General features: G+C 45.1%; 14 protein-coding genes and 1 tRNA gene. 11 read left to right on the top strand and 4 right to left on the bottom strand.

Annotated features, from left to right (window positions below; translation table 11 throughout):
• Positions 1-2 precede the first annotated feature (2 nt).
• The 11 genes from NP165_RS13995 (at position 3) to NP165_RS13945 (ending at position 10,695) form a co-directional block, all read left to right on the top strand.
• Positions 3-1,232: an ABC transporter permease gene (locus NP165_RS13995; protein ID WP_257086344.1), complete on the top strand. Its 1,230-nt coding sequence runs from the start codon at positions 3-5 to the stop codon at positions 1,230-1,232.
• The gene (locus NP165_RS13990) at positions 1,222-2,454 is read left to right on the top strand and encodes an ABC transporter permease (RefSeq protein WP_257086343.1); all 1,233 of its coding nucleotides are present in this window, start codon (positions 1,222-1,224) and stop codon (positions 2,452-2,454) included. The genes NP165_RS13995 and NP165_RS13990 overlap by 11 nt, the downstream gene beginning before the upstream one ends.
• Positions 2,454-3,176 carry an ABC transporter ATP-binding protein gene (locus tag NP165_RS13985; RefSeq protein ID WP_257086342.1) on the top strand — a complete coding sequence of 241 codons (723 nt, stop codon included), beginning with the start codon at positions 2,454-2,456 and terminating at the stop codon, positions 3,174-3,176. Before NP165_RS13990 ends, NP165_RS13985 begins: the two co-directional genes overlap by 1 nt.
• Complete coding sequence (locus NP165_RS13980; RefSeq protein ID WP_257086341.1) at positions 3,169-4,353, top strand: hypothetical protein; 1,185 nt, start codon at positions 3,169-3,171, stop codon at positions 4,351-4,353. Before NP165_RS13985 ends, NP165_RS13980 begins: the two co-directional genes overlap by 8 nt.
• 153 nt (positions 4,354-4,506) lie before the next feature.
• Positions 4,507-4,581 (top strand) — tRNA-Gly (locus NP165_RS13975).
• 488 nt (positions 4,582-5,069) lie between these two features.
• Positions 5,070-5,858 carry a transporter substrate-binding domain-containing protein gene (locus tag NP165_RS13970; RefSeq protein WP_257086340.1) on the top strand — a complete coding sequence of 263 codons (789 nt, stop codon included), beginning with the start codon at positions 5,070-5,072 and terminating at the stop codon, positions 5,856-5,858.
• Between the two features lie 139 nt (positions 5,859-5,997).
• Positions 5,998-6,945, top strand: a complete 948-nt coding sequence (locus tag NP165_RS13965) for an amino acid ABC transporter permease (RefSeq protein WP_257086339.1) — start codon at positions 5,998-6,000, stop codon at positions 6,943-6,945.
• 12 nt (positions 6,946-6,957) lie between these two features.
• Entirely contained in the window at positions 6,958-7,692 is a 735-nt protein-coding gene (locus tag NP165_RS13960; protein ID WP_257086338.1) for an amino acid ABC transporter ATP-binding protein, read from the top strand.
• 355 nt (positions 7,693-8,047) lie between these two features.
• A complete protein-coding gene (locus NP165_RS13955) occupies positions 8,048-8,470 on the top strand; it encodes a DoxX family protein (RefSeq protein ID WP_257086337.1) in 423 nt (140 codons plus the stop codon).
• Positions 8,471-8,654: 184 nt separating this feature from the next.
• Positions 8,655-9,629, top strand: coding sequence for a glutathione S-transferase family protein (locus NP165_RS13950; RefSeq protein ID WP_257086336.1), 975 nt, complete (start codon positions 8,655-8,657; stop codon positions 9,627-9,629).
• A 175-nt stretch (positions 9,630-9,804) separates the two neighbouring features.
• On the top strand, positions 9,805-10,695 hold the full coding sequence (locus NP165_RS13945) for a LysR family transcriptional regulator (RefSeq protein WP_257086335.1): 891 nt from the start codon (positions 9,805-9,807) through the stop codon (positions 10,693-10,695).
• A 96-nt stretch (positions 10,696-10,791) separates the two neighbouring features.
• Here the strand turns inward: NP165_RS13945 and NP165_RS13940 are convergent, their stop codons facing one another.
• The 4 genes from NP165_RS13940 to NP165_RS13925 are packed head-to-tail and all read right to left on the bottom strand — an operon-like array spanning position 10,792 to position 14,362.
• Positions 10,792-11,277 (bottom strand): nitrous oxide reductase accessory protein NosL, encoded by a 486-nt coding sequence (locus NP165_RS13940; protein ID WP_257086334.1) that lies wholly within the window; start codon positions 11,275-11,277, stop codon positions 10,792-10,794.
• 24 nt (positions 11,278-11,301) lie between these two features.
• Positions 11,302-12,120 (bottom strand): ABC transporter permease, encoded by an 819-nt coding sequence (locus tag NP165_RS13935; RefSeq protein ID WP_257086333.1) that lies wholly within the window; start codon positions 12,118-12,120, stop codon positions 11,302-11,304.
• A complete protein-coding gene (locus NP165_RS13930; protein ID WP_257086332.1) occupies positions 12,117-13,040 on the bottom strand; it encodes an ABC transporter ATP-binding protein in 924 nt (307 codons plus the stop codon). Before NP165_RS13930 ends, NP165_RS13935 begins: the two co-directional genes overlap by 4 nt.
• On the bottom strand, positions 13,037-14,362 hold the full coding sequence (locus NP165_RS13925) for a nitrous oxide reductase family maturation protein NosD (protein WP_257086331.1): 1,326 nt from the start codon (positions 14,360-14,362) through the stop codon (positions 13,037-13,039). The genes NP165_RS13930 and NP165_RS13925 overlap by 4 nt, the downstream gene beginning before the upstream one ends.
• Positions 14,363-14,368 lie beyond the last annotated feature (6 nt).

Raw genomic sequence — 14,368 nt, 5'->3', positions numbered from 1 at the left:
AGATGCTAATTAGGTTGGCGTGGCGAAATCTGTGGCGACAAAAGCGGCGCACGGTGCTGACGTCATCGGCATTGGCGCTGGCTTTATTTCTCTCTTTATTAACCCGAAGTTTCCAAGAGGGAAGTTACAACGCCAATATTGAAAATGCCGCTCGGTTTTACACCGGTCTTATACAGCTTCAGCATCCAGATTTTTACACCTCCAACAGCATTGATGATGTGCTGCCTCAATCCCAAGGATTTATACAACCCGCGTTCGAGATTGCTAGAGTGACGCGAGCGTTACCTCGTATAGAATCTGTGGCACTCGCCGCCTCGGGAGATCGCTCAAAAGGGGTGATGGTGCTTGGCGTGGAGCCAGAAAGAGAAGACGCTTACTCGAACATCAGCGCAAAATTGAGCGCTGGGGAATTCCTTCGCGGCTCTGACAAAGCGGTATTAGTCGGTGAAAGCCTAGCCCAATATTTGCAGCTAAGTGTCGGGGACGAGTTGGTATTGTATGGTCAGGGATATCGCGGCCAAACTGCTGCTGGTCTGTTTCAAGTGATGGGCATTCTGCATTTTCCACTTCAGCAATTGGACAATCAGTTGGTATATATGCCCTTGATGGCTGCCCAGCAGTTGTATTCTACCCAAGGTTTAGTGACCAATTGGGTGCTCGATATTGCGGATCTCAAGCAACTGGATGAAGAGGTCGCACATCTAAAAATGTTTTACGAGCCGGATGTGGTAGTGAAAGACTGGCAAGCGCTCTCGCCAGAACTGGCGCAGCAGATCTTAATGGATAAAACCAGCGGTATCTTTTTGGTTTATGTGCTTTACGGCATTGTAGGCTTTGGGTTGTTCGCGACGATTTTGATGATGACGCTTGAACGCCAGCGCGAGTTTGCCGTGATGCTCGCGACAGGCATGCTGCGGATAAAACTGGCCAATCTAGTGTTATTGGAGTCACTCTTTATTGCCTGCGCAGGGGTGATTCTAGGATTAATTTTATCCACTCCCGTTTTGGCTTATTTCTATTTCAATCCAATCGAATTTACCGGAGATGCCGCGCAACTCATGCGTGATTCTGGCTTTGAGCCGATTTTACCCGTGTTGATTGATGGCCAATTGGTCGTCAATCAAATCATCACCGTATTAATCATCATGTTGCTTTGCTTGATTTACCCCATTTGGCGCATTTCAAAGTTGAATGTGGCACGTGCGCTGAAAGGAGGCGGCTATGCTCGTTAAGTTAGCGTGGCGCAATCTGTGGCGAAACAAGCTACGCACGTCCATCATTTTAGGCGCGGTGGTGTTTGGTCTGCTCGGTGTGACCGCGATGATGGGATTTATGACGGGCTTTGTCGATAGCATGTTGAGCAATGCGATCCGTTGGCAAACCAGCCATATTCAACTGCATAACCCCAAATATGTGAGTAACCCCGATATCGTGGAGGAAATACCCAACGGAGAGCATTTAGCTGAACTGTTACGAACTCTGCCAAACGTGCAAACGGTCTCTGCTCGATTTATTGCCGTGGGTATGGTTGCCTCTGCTCGCAGCAATCGTGGCGTACGGATTAATGGCATTAACATTGACGATGAAGCGCGCTTAACACCGCTAAGTACGAAGATCAGTGACGGGGAGTTTCTCGACAGAGAAGGGCGCAACCCGATATTGGTTTCCCAGAAACTCGCAGAGCGTCTTCGGTTGAAAGTGGGCTCGAAAGTCGTACTCACGTTTACGGATGCTGCTGGGCAGGTCGTTGGGGCGGCGTATCGGGTTAAGGGGATATTTTCAACGCCATCGACACAGTTTGATGAAGGTAACGTTTTTGTTCGCAAATCGGATTTGCAAAAAACCGCTTCGATGCAGGGCGTGCATGAGATAGCCATTTTGTTCAACGACGGCTCCGATCTTATCCAAGCGAAACAAGACATTCACCAAGTCACAGATAAGGTGGCGAACAGTGCCCCCGTGCTCGTAAGAGACTGGAAGCAGATCCAGCCCATGCTTGCGACCATGATGAATACTATGCACGTGAGTAACAGGATCATCTTAGTGATTTTTGTGGTCGCGATGATGTTTGGGATCATCAATATCATGTTGATGTCGGTGTTCGAGCGCACTCAAGAGTTCGGCGTACTGATGGCGGTCGGAATGCAAAAACATAAAGTGTTCACCTTGATTATGTTAGAAACCACCATGTTAGGCGCGACGGGGGCACTGTTAGGATTGGCGGCCAGTGCCACGCTCATTGCCGTATTACATCATTACGGAATGTCCTTAGCGAGCATGTCTGATGGGCTAGGGGCGTATGGGATAGATACGGTGTTGTATCCCAGAGTGTCGTACCGCGAATATCAGATCACGTTTTTGACCGTATTTGTCGCGAGTGTACTCGCTGCCATCTATCCCGCGCGGCAGATTTTAAAGCAACGTCCTGTGGACGCGATGGCGGAGAAAAAATAATGACGATCAGACTAAGCCGCTTGTGCAAAACCTACAATCCAGAGACGGAGTTCCCCGTTCATGCTGTGCAGAATGTTGATCTTGTTATCGAGCAGGGTGAATTTGTCGCGGTGATGGGGCCGTCAGGTTCGGGTAAGACCACCTTACTGAACTTGATTGGAGGAATTGACCAACCAAGTTCGGGATCTGTGTTTATTGATGGCTGTGATATTTGTGCCTTATCAGAAAAAGAGCTTATCGCGTTTAGGCGTGATCACATTGGTTTTATCTTTCAAGACTACAGTTTGCTGCCAGTACTCACCGCGTTGGAAAACGTTGAATTTGTGATGCAGTTACAAGGGCATAGTGAGCAAGAATGCAAACGTAGAGCGCTGGATCTGTTAAAGCAGGTCGGCCTGATGGAACAGAAAGACAAAGTTCCGAGCAAAATGTCGGGTGGGCAGCAGCAAAGAGTGGCAGTGGCACGGGCTCTTGCACCAAATCCGCGTTTTGTAATGGCCGACGAACCGACCGCCAACCTAGATGCAAAAAGTACCGCAGAGCTTCTCGACATTATGCAAAGGCTTAATGAACAGGAAGGCACGACGTTTATCTTCTCCACCCACGATCCAAGAGTGATCAAAAGAGCAAGGCGCGTGATTGTGTTTGAAGATGGCAAGCTCAAGCAAGACTGGTGCAGCGCTCAAGATAAAGTTCCACTTGAGGTTGTGGGGAATGACTAAACGTTCCAGAACGCTTTGGCTCGCTGTTGGTGTGATGTGCTTGTCTCACCCTAGTGCGGCGCAAATACCTGGGCTAGAACCCGAGAAAAACTGGGATCTCGATGGTTACGTTAAATACATGCTGACTTATTCGAATCCTGATAACTCGAGCAATGCTATCGACCACCTGATTCACCAGCGATTTAACTTTGAGTACCGCTTTGCTAATCACTTTGCGTTTAATGCCGGTCTGCGAAATCGTGCTCTCGCAGGGGATAGCTTAGATATTCCCATGTATGAACAACTTGTCAGCCTAGATACAGGGTATTGGGATCTAAGCAAAAACGTGATTGAACAAGATTCTGTGATCGTCAATAGTCAGTTTGACCGCTTGTTTATGGATTGGCACAAAGATGACTGGAATGCCAGAGTTGGGCGGTTTCGTATTAACTGGTCCATGAATACCGTTTGGAATCCGAATGATTTGTTTAACGCTTATTCCATTTACGACGTTGACTATGAAGAGCGTGCGGGCAGTGATGCAATTATGCTTGGTCACTCACTCGGTTTTGCCGATGGGGTGGAGGTGATTTTTAGCCCGGATACTAGCCAAGTGCTAAACGACTACACCGTTCGATATTACGGAAATGACAGTGGCTGGGATTACCAAGTTATTGGTGGAAAAAACGCGCTGGACAATGTGCTTGGCGCGGGGTTTGCGACGGATTGGCATGGAGCGGGGATTAGAGGTGAAGTGACCTGGTTTAAGCCACGTCGTGACAGCTATCAAGGCATAACGCTCAACGACAACACGGTATTAAGCCTTGAAAGTGATTACAGTTTTTCAGGCGAAAACAACTGGCTACTACGAGCAGCGTGGCTATATATCGAAAAACCTGAAGAAACGCAAAGCGCGCGACGCTATCTGAGTTTACCGTTGAACGCGAAAACGCTGAGCTTTACGCATCATACCGGTTATTTGGAATTGGGGTTTGATCTCACGCCGCTCAGCCGTATGAGCGTTTCAACGGTTTACTACGACGATAATTCGTATTTTTTGGGGTTGTCGAACCACTATTCACTCGCGAATGACTGGCAGTTACTGACCATCATTCAGCGTTTTGATGGTACAAGCCGTAGCCTGTTTGGAACCACGCCCGCTACCTTGTTGTTTGCAAATATAAAATGGAGTTTTTAGTCAAATCCAACCTACCGATTCACACAGAAGCAACCTCACATTGAGCTTAATATGTTCGATTTGATGGAAGAGTGACCGATTGAGTGTTTTTTTGAAAAAAAGACTTTTCTTTTCAGTCAGATCTGGCATATTAGCTCAGGTCCACACGACATAGCGTACTTCGTATAATGGCTATTACCTCAGCCTTCCAAGCTGATGATGCGGGTTCGATTCCCGCAGTACGCTCCAATTCTTCTTATCATAATCTGAACTTCCTAATTGTTTAAAATAAAGCGCTTAACTGCGTGTTTTTTCGTATCTGTTTATCTGTTTTTGGTTCTCAATCTACCAAGTTATCAGTGGGTAATACAGCAGCATACCAAACGTTTGGCGGTAGTTTTCGCTATTAAAGACCTCTCCGAATATTTAAATCACAAAACGGCAATCTGAACCTACCATAATCCGTTTAATAAAACTGTTTAGGTATTTTGTGTTATATCAACGTCATCATTGATTGCGTAAGCCTTTACGTAGATTCGCGTTTTGTTTATTGATTTAGATAACGTTAAACGTTTTCCAGCCACTGCGTGTTTATAATAATCCCCTTGTTGTTTTTATGTATTTATTTTGGCTTAACGCAGATTTTTAAGCTTATACTGATTAAATTATTACATTCTATGGTTTTTTATTTTCTGGTCGTGTATAAAAAAGCTTCAACAAACGATAAAGGAATATCCATGAAAAAGTTATTTTGTCTTGCTGCACTAGGGTTAACTGTGTCAACTACAGCGATGGCTGACCCAATTTTGGACGACATCAAAAACACCGGAGAGTTGAAAGTCTGTTTTGATTCCGGTTATATGCCGTTTGAGATGACAGCAAAAGACGGTCAGTATATCGGGTTTGATATCGACTTAGGGAAGCAAATGGCGCGCGCTATGGGTGTTAAATTTGTACCCGTAAATACCGCTTGGGATGGCATTATTCCTACACTTCTAACGGGCAAATGTCACATGATTATGGGGGGGATGACCATCACAGCAATGCGAAATACTCAGGTCAACTTCGCAGATCCATATGTGGTCATCGGTCAATCAATTCTTGTCGATCCTAAACACGAAGGAAAAGTGTCTAGTTACCGTGACCTTAATAGTCCTGATTATGTTGTTGCAACCAAGCTTGGGACAACTGGCGAGCAAGCGGTTAAGCGCTATCTACCAAAAGCAAAAACAAATTTATACGAAACACAATCAGAAGCAGTACTTGAGGTGGCGAATGGGAAGGTGGATGCCTTTGTCTATGATTTCCCGTACAACTCAATCTACACTGCAGAAAATAAAGGCCAGTTACTACACTTGTCTGAACCGTTTACTTACGAACCTCTTGGTTGGGCCGTACCTCAAGGTAACCTCGACACCATCAACTTCCTAAATAACTACTTACGTCAAATTAAAGGCGATGGCACTTATGATCGCATTTATGAAAAGTGGTTTAACGACGATAAATGGTTAAAGCAGGTTAAATAACCTCACTTTCATTTTTAGGTGCGTGGGTTAGCTTCAGAGTTGAATTATTGCTAAGCAATATAACTAGGCTTCTGAAGCTAACTTGTACCTTACCCCATACATCCTACCAAGTTTGTTCAAAAGTAATTTTCGGAATAACATGCAAAATAATCTTAAATCCTTTTTATGGAATGCTGTTTTTGTTCTTGTTTTGCTATCAATTTGCGGCCTCGTATATCTCTCAGGAAAGCGAATTGATTACAACTGGAATTGGGAACGTGTCATTCCTTACATCGCTACTAACGCCGCCTCATCAATTAAGGCTCCTGTAGATGGCAATATAATACTCGATGAGAATAACCAACTTGCGCTCGAAAATATCAACGGTGATGTTGTCCTTCAGCTAGGGAGCTATAAATCGGTTGATGTCTACGAGGGTGACCTTATTTTTGAAGGTGACACGTTGGCGACAGTAAAAGAGTGGCGTACTGGACCTATTCTAGAGGGCGTTTTTACCACGATCGAAATTTCTATTTGGTCTCTGATAATCGCTTTAGTGTTGGGCTTAGTGATAGGTTTAATGCGAATATCGAGTAACCCAGCGCTAAAAAAGCTATCTATCGTCTACATAGAGGTCATTCGCGGAACCCCTCTCTTAGTACAAATTTTTATTGTTTACTTCTTTATTGGTACTGTGCTTGATCTAGAGCGTTTTACTGCTGGTGTTATTGCTCTTTCGGTGTTTACTGCCGCATATGTCGCTGAAATCGTGCGCTCCGGTATTCAATCTATCCCTAAAGGACAAATGGAAGCAGCACGTTCATTAGGTATGAACTACCCCAAAGCGATGATTTATGTAATTTTGCCACAAGCGTTTAAGCAAACATTACCTCCTTTAGCTGGGCAGTTTATCAACCTGATCAAAGATTCATCTTTAGTTTCTGTTATCTCTATTACCGACCTCACCAAAGCGGGAAGAGAAGTGGTCAGTGGCAGCTTCGCTCCTTTTGAAGTGTGGTTTACGGTAGCGGCTCTTTATTTACTTTTAACCAGCGCATTGTCTTGGGCAATACAAATGTTAGAAAAGAAACTGGCAGCAAGTGATTAATTGGAGTCATTAATGGAACACATTATTTCAGCAAAAAAAGTCAACAAAATTTACCCTAATGGCTGTCACGCTCTGAAGGATGTATCAGTAGACGTTGAAAAAGGAGAGGTAATTGTTATTGTCGGCCCATCGGGTTCTGGTAAATCAACTTTCCTTAGAACGATTAATCAGCTAGAGACGATAAATAGCGGTTCTATTATCGTGGATGGCATTAACATGTATGACAAAGCGACGGATATCAATAAGCTGCGTGCAGATGTTGGTATGGTCTTCCAAGGTTTTAATCTGTTTCCGCATAAAACGGCCTTAGGGAATGTGATGCTTGCGCCACTTAAAGTCTCTAAACGAGACGCTAAATCAGTAGAGGCAGAGGCTAAAGATTTACTTTACAAGGTTGGCCTTTCGGAGAGGATGGATAATTACCCCAATCATTTGTCTGGCGGTCAGCAGCAACGTGTAGCAATCGCGCGTGCACTTGCGATGAAGCCAAATATCATGTTGTTTGATGAGCCTACCTCCGCGCTCGATCCCGAGATGGTCGGCGAGGTACTGGATGTTATGAAAGACCTAGCAAAGGATGGTATGACGATGGTTGTCGTGACACATGAAATGGGCTTCGCAAAAGAAGTGGCAGATAGAGTGTTGTTTATGGAAGATGGTGAGCTATTAGTGTCGGACACCCCGGAGCGATTTTTTGATAATCCAACCAACCCGAGGCTAAAGAAATTCTTATCTAAGGTATTGTAATAAAACTGTTTCTATTTGAATGAGGGTGTATGTCGCCCTCATTCATTTAATACCGTCCCCAACACTTTAAACTCTCGCCAAGACAAGTAACTCTCATCCCATTCGAAAAAGCTAATATCGATCTTATTTGTGAACTCAATGACCATTATTGAGTGCGGGTTTTATCTATACGCCCACGTTTTAGTCATGCCTAGTTCTACCATATGCCGTCATTTGGAACGTTTTGTTGATTATCATTCCATATATTCGTCATTGTGTTGATAGAGCTGTACGCGCATACTTTCCTCATACCAAACGGGTGTGGCGATTCAGCCTAGTTACCCGAAGCTGACAGAACAAATATGAGGACACTATCATGACTGATTCAAACACCGCCCCTTACGCTGCATTCTTACTAAGAGTGACATCCGGATTGCTATTTTTGGCTCATGGGCTGACAAAAGTATTTGTGTTTACCATCCCTGGCACAGTGGGCTTTTTCGAAAGTCTCGGACTACCTCCGATTATTGCCTACTTGACCATTGTTGCTGAGCTACTTGGCGGTCTGGCATTAGTACTTGGGGTTGCGACACGTGTTGTTTCCGCTGCTTTAATCCCAGTCTTACTTGGCGCTTTCTGGGCCCATTCTGGAAATGGTTGGGGATTTTCAAATGCCGGTGGTGGCTGGGAATACCCACTATTCTGGACTTTAGTACAAATCGCTATTGGTTTGTTGGGGAGTGGCGTTTATGCGCTAAAAATACCGGTAATCAATAAGCTATTAGGCCAGTACGCATAACCCCCCGCTGAGATTGCTTGAAATATATAGATGCTGCTTGGCGGCATCTTGCTCCTGCACTGTTTATAGCAGGGGCTTCAGATGGTAAAAATGAACTTGTGACTACGATTGAAGGGATAGACCTTGGAGCAGGACTAATGCGCTCATTCGTATTTCATGGCTTCTGAACTTTGAAGGTACAATTATGTTAGTTGATGGAAAATGGACAGAGGACTGGAAAGCTCTGCAAAGCAGTGATGAGAAAGGGCGCTTTGTCCGCCAGATATCCGAAATACGTAACTGGATTACTCCGGACGGCAGTGCTGGTCCTACAGGAGTTGGTGGTTTTAAAGCTGAGCCCGGACGTTACCGCCTTTATGTGGCGTTGATTTGTCCGTGGGCTTCTCGAACTCTGATGGCTAGAAAGCTTAAGGGGTTGGAAGAGATGATATCGGTCACAGTAGTGAACCCGGTACTCACCACTCAGGGATGGCGTTTTGGCGGCTATCCGGGCGCTGACAACGACCCACTATTTAATTCCGGTTATTTGCATGAGATTTATACCCGTGCGAAAGCGGATTACACTGGCCGCGCAACCGTTCCAGTCTTGTGGGATACCAAGCAGAATGTCATGGTTAACAATGAAAGCGCAGATATTTTGCGAATGTTGGATACCGCATTTGAGCACCTTGTGCCATCCGGTGTCAGACTGTATCCAAAGGAGTTGGCATCAAACATTGAAAGCCTAAATGCTCGTATTTATGAAGACTTAAATAATGGTGTTTATAAGGCCGGGTTTACAAAATCTCAAGAAGCCTATGAAGAAGCGGCAAACGGCGTTTTCGCGATGCTCGACGAGCTTGAGGAAAGACTGGATGGGCAGGATTACCTACTGGGTGATCGCTTAACAGAAACTGATGTACGAACCTTTGTGACCTTGATTCGCTTTGATGCCGCGTATTACGGTTTGTTCAAGACTAGTTACAAACAGATTGCTAACTATCCGAACCTGTCGGCTTACATGGAGAGGATATATAGGCTTCCTGGCGTGTCAGACACAGTCAGTATCGACCACATCATAGCGGGATACTACTCAATTAAAGATCTCAACCCAGCAGGTATTCGTCCTCTGGTTCCCGCTCACATTAGTAAGCTCGTTAAGTCAGTAAGCGAAATTTAAGAGCTAGGCCATTTATCAGCACTGTGTTGATAAATGGCTATTTATCATTTCTTTACCCGATGCTCACAATTTACCGCGTTTGGTATCAGCAAACTCAGTTTTTCGCTACTTTCAATACAATGGCGATGATGTAGAATAACAGTCCTCTTAATGTTCCAAATCGTCGAGGCAGGCAATGGATTTAATAGATGGATTAAAGGCCTTTGTGGCTACGGCGCAGACAGGCTCTTTTACAGAGGCCGCTGAACGACTTGGCGTTTCAAACCGCTTAACTTCAAAATACGTTGCTCAGTTGGAAGAGCGCATAGGCGCGCGGCTGTTACAAAGAACGACTCGACAGGTTGGATTAACGCCAACTGGGCAAGAATTGCTAATGCGTGCCTCGGTACTTCTGGACGAGTTTGATGATATGTTGGGTTCTGTATCTGAAGAATCGAAAGGATTAACCGGCTTGCTACGCATCTCCGCACCAGTCACTTTCGGTGAAATATACATTACCGGTTTTCTAAGCCGCTTTTCCGAGCGCCATCCCGGACTTTCCATCGATCTTCGCCTTACGGACTCCTTTGTCGACCTTGCTACCGATGGATTCGACCTCGCATTTAGAATTGGCCTCCCTGATGTTGCCACTCTCAAAGCCCGTAAGCTCGGGGAAATCACCAGCTTTCTAGTTGCTTCCCCTGAATATTTGGCAGAGAAAGGCACACCAAAAACACTGGAAGATCTCCACCATCATATCTGTGTGATTGATACCAACCGAAGAGGTTACGGGAAGTGGGTCTTTATGGATGAGCAAGGGCAAACAACATTTACGCCTTCGCGTAACCTTATGGTAAACAGCGCAAGAATTGCTAAGGATTGGGCGATTGATGGACGTGGTATCGCTCTTTGTCCGGACTTTGTTCTACAGGAAGACATTGAAAAGGGGCGATTGATTAAACTACTTGCCAATTACAAAGCTCCAACACAACCCATTAGTGCCGTGTACCTGACAGGAAATGTCGTGCCTCGGAAGGTTAGAGCTTTGATTGACTTCGCGGTAGAAGATTTTGAGTTACATGGTTAAATCAGGGTCATCAACGTTAGTTTTCGTTTAGGAAAAACGCAACGTTTTCGAGTGCCAGTAGTCTGATCGATTTGTCTAATTATCTGAATTCGTCAGCTATAGAATATCAATAGTAATATCACCAAATTGATACACCTTGCCTCCAAACTCCTGACTAAACGCGTGTGCGTCACTTTCTTTACTAAAAGTGGCGAGTGTTTTCCCCATCGCGCCTTTTTGACTTGAACCAATCACATACCAAGCTTCTTTACCATCGATAAAGTACTCGTCTTCTGGCTTTTGCCATGGCGTTTTACTCATATCGTGAACAAATATCTGCTCTATTTGCCTTTGATTCTCAGGTTGTAAAATGTAGCTAAGCAAATCTCTCGTCGAGCAAAAACGGACCGTATTATCTTCGCCTTTTTGAAATGCCTGCCCTTTGGGACCAGGGTAGTTTTTAATGACCATTCCGCAAAGATGACATTCATCTGCACTTTCTATGGCTTGCGCCTGTTTGACCATCTGCTGCTGTTCTACTTCTCCACACCCAAATACAAATAGCGAGAGCAAGGCGACAAAGATACTTTTAGCGGTGTTCATATTACGTAATCCTTATGTGGTGACTTAGAGGTGTTTTTGTCGGAAAACCAATAGAGAAATGCCGAGAGGCAGCGTAATCCATACAAGCATAACAATGATTAAACTTGACGTAGACAGACTGCTGTTTATAGCAACAGCCAATACCCCATTGACATCACTGTGGTTGAGCGCAGCAAGGTTAATGAGTCGGAAAAGATCAGCGGGATTCAGCATCATGATCTGAACCAATATTTTTTGATCGAGGATTTCATACCCTCCCACTAAAACGCCAAGCAATACGAGATCGAATATCAACACGAAGAACAGCCAAGTTAATAATGCGGCTCCCGCTGCTTTGGATTTCTCCGACACCAGCAAACTGATTAGATAGGCCAATGCAATAAAGCAAAGCCCCAAGAGACTTGAGGTGACAATAAAGAGGATAAAGGCACTGGCTATGGATTGGTGTGTTGTAGTGACACTGAGTAGTACGCCTGCCGCACCAAAGCCCAGCATGGTCGATAACGTGATAATGCTCCCTTGACCAATAAACTTACCCAGTAGCAGTTGGGCGTGGCTAATTGGGTAGGTCATAAGAAGCAGTAGTGTTCCTGATTCCTGTTCCCCAACAAAACTGTCGTAGCACAGTAAAAGTGCGATGAGCGGAATGATGAACACGGACAAGCTGGATAGACTCGCAATCGTGGTCGACAGGGATGGAGTGGTCAATTGGCCTGACGCGACACTGCCATAGTAGCTAATGCCGATAGATAACAGCGCAAAGATCAAAGTAATAGAGACAAACCAGCGGTTTCTCAGGCCATCTTGAAACTCTTTAAGCGCAACAGCAAAAATTGGGTTCATGATTTGAGCTCCTTTGACTTCGGATCTTCGCTGGGTAAATGGAGAAAGTGTTGATAAATCTGTTCTAGATTTGCAGGCTCCATTTGCAAATCGTTCAGTGACTCATAAGCAAGTAGCTCTCTTAGCACCTTCATTTTGTCTTCGTTTGGTACGGAGAGCTGATTAGTCGAAGTGGCAAAAGACGATAAGATTGTGTTGGCCTGAATTGCACCGTTGAGACCAGTCGCTTTGATTTTGGTTGGCAGCTTTGCTTGCTTTCTTAGTTCTTCGAGCGTTCCAATGGTGATGGCTTTGCCTTTGGACAGAATCATTGCTCGGTCGATGTGTTGCTCAACCCCGGGAAGCACGTGAGAACAGAGAAGAACACTAGCACCGCCTTGCTTGAGCGAGTCAACGCTTTGGTAAAACTCTTGAGTGGCAATCGGGTCAAGGCCGACGGTTGGTTCATCGAGCAGTAGCAATTTTGGGTCGCCCAAAAAGGCTTGAGCAAGACCTAAACGTTGCCTCATCCCTTTGGAATAGGTTTTGACTTGCCGATTCAACGCGTCGGCCAATCCCACTTGTGTCAGTAATTGCTTCACCTGAGCTTTCGGTGCCGATTTTAAGCGAGCAAAGTAGGTGAGAACCTCTAATCCGGTGAGCTGTTCATAGAAACTCACATTTTCTGGAAGGTAGCCAATCTGCTTCCGGCTTTGCCACGCTTGTTTTGTGGATGGGTTGGAACCAAAAACGCTCACGGTTCCTTCTGAAGCTTCAATGACGCCAAGAATCAGCTTCATAGTCGTGGTTTTACCGGCGCCATTATGACCAAATAGCCCTAGTACTTCTCCTGGTTGAATCGAGAAGCTCAGGTCATCAACCGCATGGAGAGACTTATAATGTTTGCTAACGTTAGTGAGCTGAACGATGGCTGTACTCATAAATGACTCTCTTGTGTTTGTAATGGGGCAGGAGCGGAGAGCTGCTCTAGTTCTGCCGAAATGTCTAAAGGAGACATCAGAGGAAAAGAATCTTTAACACCAGACGGTTTTAGGACTGGAAATTGCTTTTGTATCCAGCGCAGCAAAAGTATGGCGGGGCTGTCGAGCAGGACTTTAGCTTCGGGGTATTTCCAGACCACTTTATCAATGCCATCATTCGGTTCGAAAGGCGTATCGCCTAACGCGTCATTGTTTAAATCCCAGCCAAGGTAGTTATTCCAATAGTTTCCTCTACCTTCTATGCTCCATTCTTGTGCTTGAGTAGAGACATATTTAACTTGTACCGGATTGTTTATGAAGCTGTTACCGCTTACTTTTACGTTTTCCGATCCCGCAGTAAGGTGGATACCTATCTCCGCGGTATCAATGGTGTTGTAGCTGATTTCGTTATAGCCAGAGTTGTAGACGAATAACCCTTTTCCTTCACGTCCTACGACTTTGTTTTCAGGTTTGGTCCATATGTTTTTGATTTGGTTGTAACTGATGGTTGAGTTCGTAATGAAGTTCATCAGCATGCCATAATCTTCATTGTTTCGGCTGATGTTGCCCAAAACGGAAAGCTGCTTAGAGCTCATTAAGGCGTACCCAGCGCGAGTATTGTAAGCAAGATTACCAATGACACGATTACTATGAGAATACATATAATGGATGCCGTATCTGAGGTCGTGCATCGTGTTATTACGTAACTCGGATTGCTGGCTAGAGATGACGTAAAGTCCATCACGAGTTTGTGAAATGGTGTTATTGCTTACGTGGGCATTTTTGACGGTAGACAGCTGTATGCCATTGCCTCTGTCGGCGGAACGAAGTGAAGGGTTACCCACCACCACGTTGTCACTGATCGTGATGTTTTGAGCTCTTTGAATCCACAAACCAAAGCCATCACCTTCAAGGTGATTACGGGTAATGGTCAGGTCCTGTACCGCCTTGTCCGAATAGATCCCAGCATTTTGGTCAGTGAGGTTTCGTCCCCAGTTCACGATGTTTAGGTTTGAAATCTCGATACCTGAGTGCGTCAGTGTGATCGCGTTGCCTTTTCCGCCTGCATCAATCGTCGCGCCACTCGTACTGGTCAGAGTTAACGCGGTAGAAACCGTAAAGTTTCCGTTATAACGCCCTTGATCTAGAACAATGGTGTCACCTTGCTCGGCAAGATTGAGTATTTTCTGTAAATCATCATTTGGATGTACTGCTGTTACTGCGGAAAACGCATAACCGTGATAGATGAGAGTAACGATGAGCAGCCAAGAAGTATGTTTCAATGAATT

The organism is Vibrio japonicus (assembly GCF_024582835.1).
Lineage (GTDB): Bacteria > Pseudomonadota > Gammaproteobacteria > Enterobacterales > Vibrionaceae > Vibrio > Vibrio japonicus.
This window is presented reverse-complemented; position numbering and strand designations above follow the sequence as displayed.

Bases quoted from the DNA above. Each gene is read 5' to 3' on its own strand.
- NP165_RS13950 (WP_257086336.1), top strand. From the start codon at position 8,655: ATGTTAGTTGATGGAAAATGGACAGAGGACTGGAAAGCTCTGCAAAGC.
- NP165_RS13945 (WP_257086335.1), top strand. From the start codon at position 9,805: ATGGATTTAATAGATGGATTAAAGGCCTTTGTGGCTACGGCGCAGACA.
- NP165_RS13990 (WP_257086343.1), top strand. From the start codon at position 1,222: ATGCTCGTTAAGTTAGCGTGGCGCAATCTGTGGCGAAACAAGCTACGC.
- NP165_RS13960 (WP_257086338.1), top strand. From the start codon at position 6,958: ATGGAACACATTATTTCAGCAAAAAAAGTCAACAAAATTTACCCTAAT.
- NP165_RS13995 (WP_257086344.1), top strand. From the start codon at position 3: ATGCTAATTAGGTTGGCGTGGCGAAATCTGTGGCGACAAAAGCGGCGC.
- NP165_RS13930 (WP_257086332.1), bottom strand. From the start codon at position 13,040: ATGAGTACAGCCATCGTTCAGCTCACTAACGTTAGCAAACATTATAAG.
- NP165_RS13940 (WP_257086334.1), bottom strand. From the start codon at position 11,277: ATGAACACCGCTAAAAGTATCTTTGTCGCCTTGCTCTCGCTATTTGTA.
- NP165_RS13970 (WP_257086340.1), top strand. From the start codon at position 5,070: ATGAAAAAGTTATTTTGTCTTGCTGCACTAGGGTTAACTGTGTCAACT.
- NP165_RS13955 (WP_257086337.1), top strand. From the start codon at position 8,048: ATGACTGATTCAAACACCGCCCCTTACGCTGCATTCTTACTAAGAGTG.
- NP165_RS13980 (WP_257086341.1), top strand. From the start codon at position 3,169: ATGACTAAACGTTCCAGAACGCTTTGGCTCGCTGTTGGTGTGATGTGC.
- NP165_RS13985 (WP_257086342.1), top strand. From the start codon at position 2,454: ATGACGATCAGACTAAGCCGCTTGTGCAAAACCTACAATCCAGAGACG.
- NP165_RS13935 (WP_257086333.1), bottom strand. From the start codon at position 12,120: ATGAACCCAATTTTTGCTGTTGCGCTTAAAGAGTTTCAAGATGGCCTG.
- NP165_RS13965 (WP_257086339.1), top strand. From the start codon at position 5,998: ATGCAAAATAATCTTAAATCCTTTTTATGGAATGCTGTTTTTGTTCTT.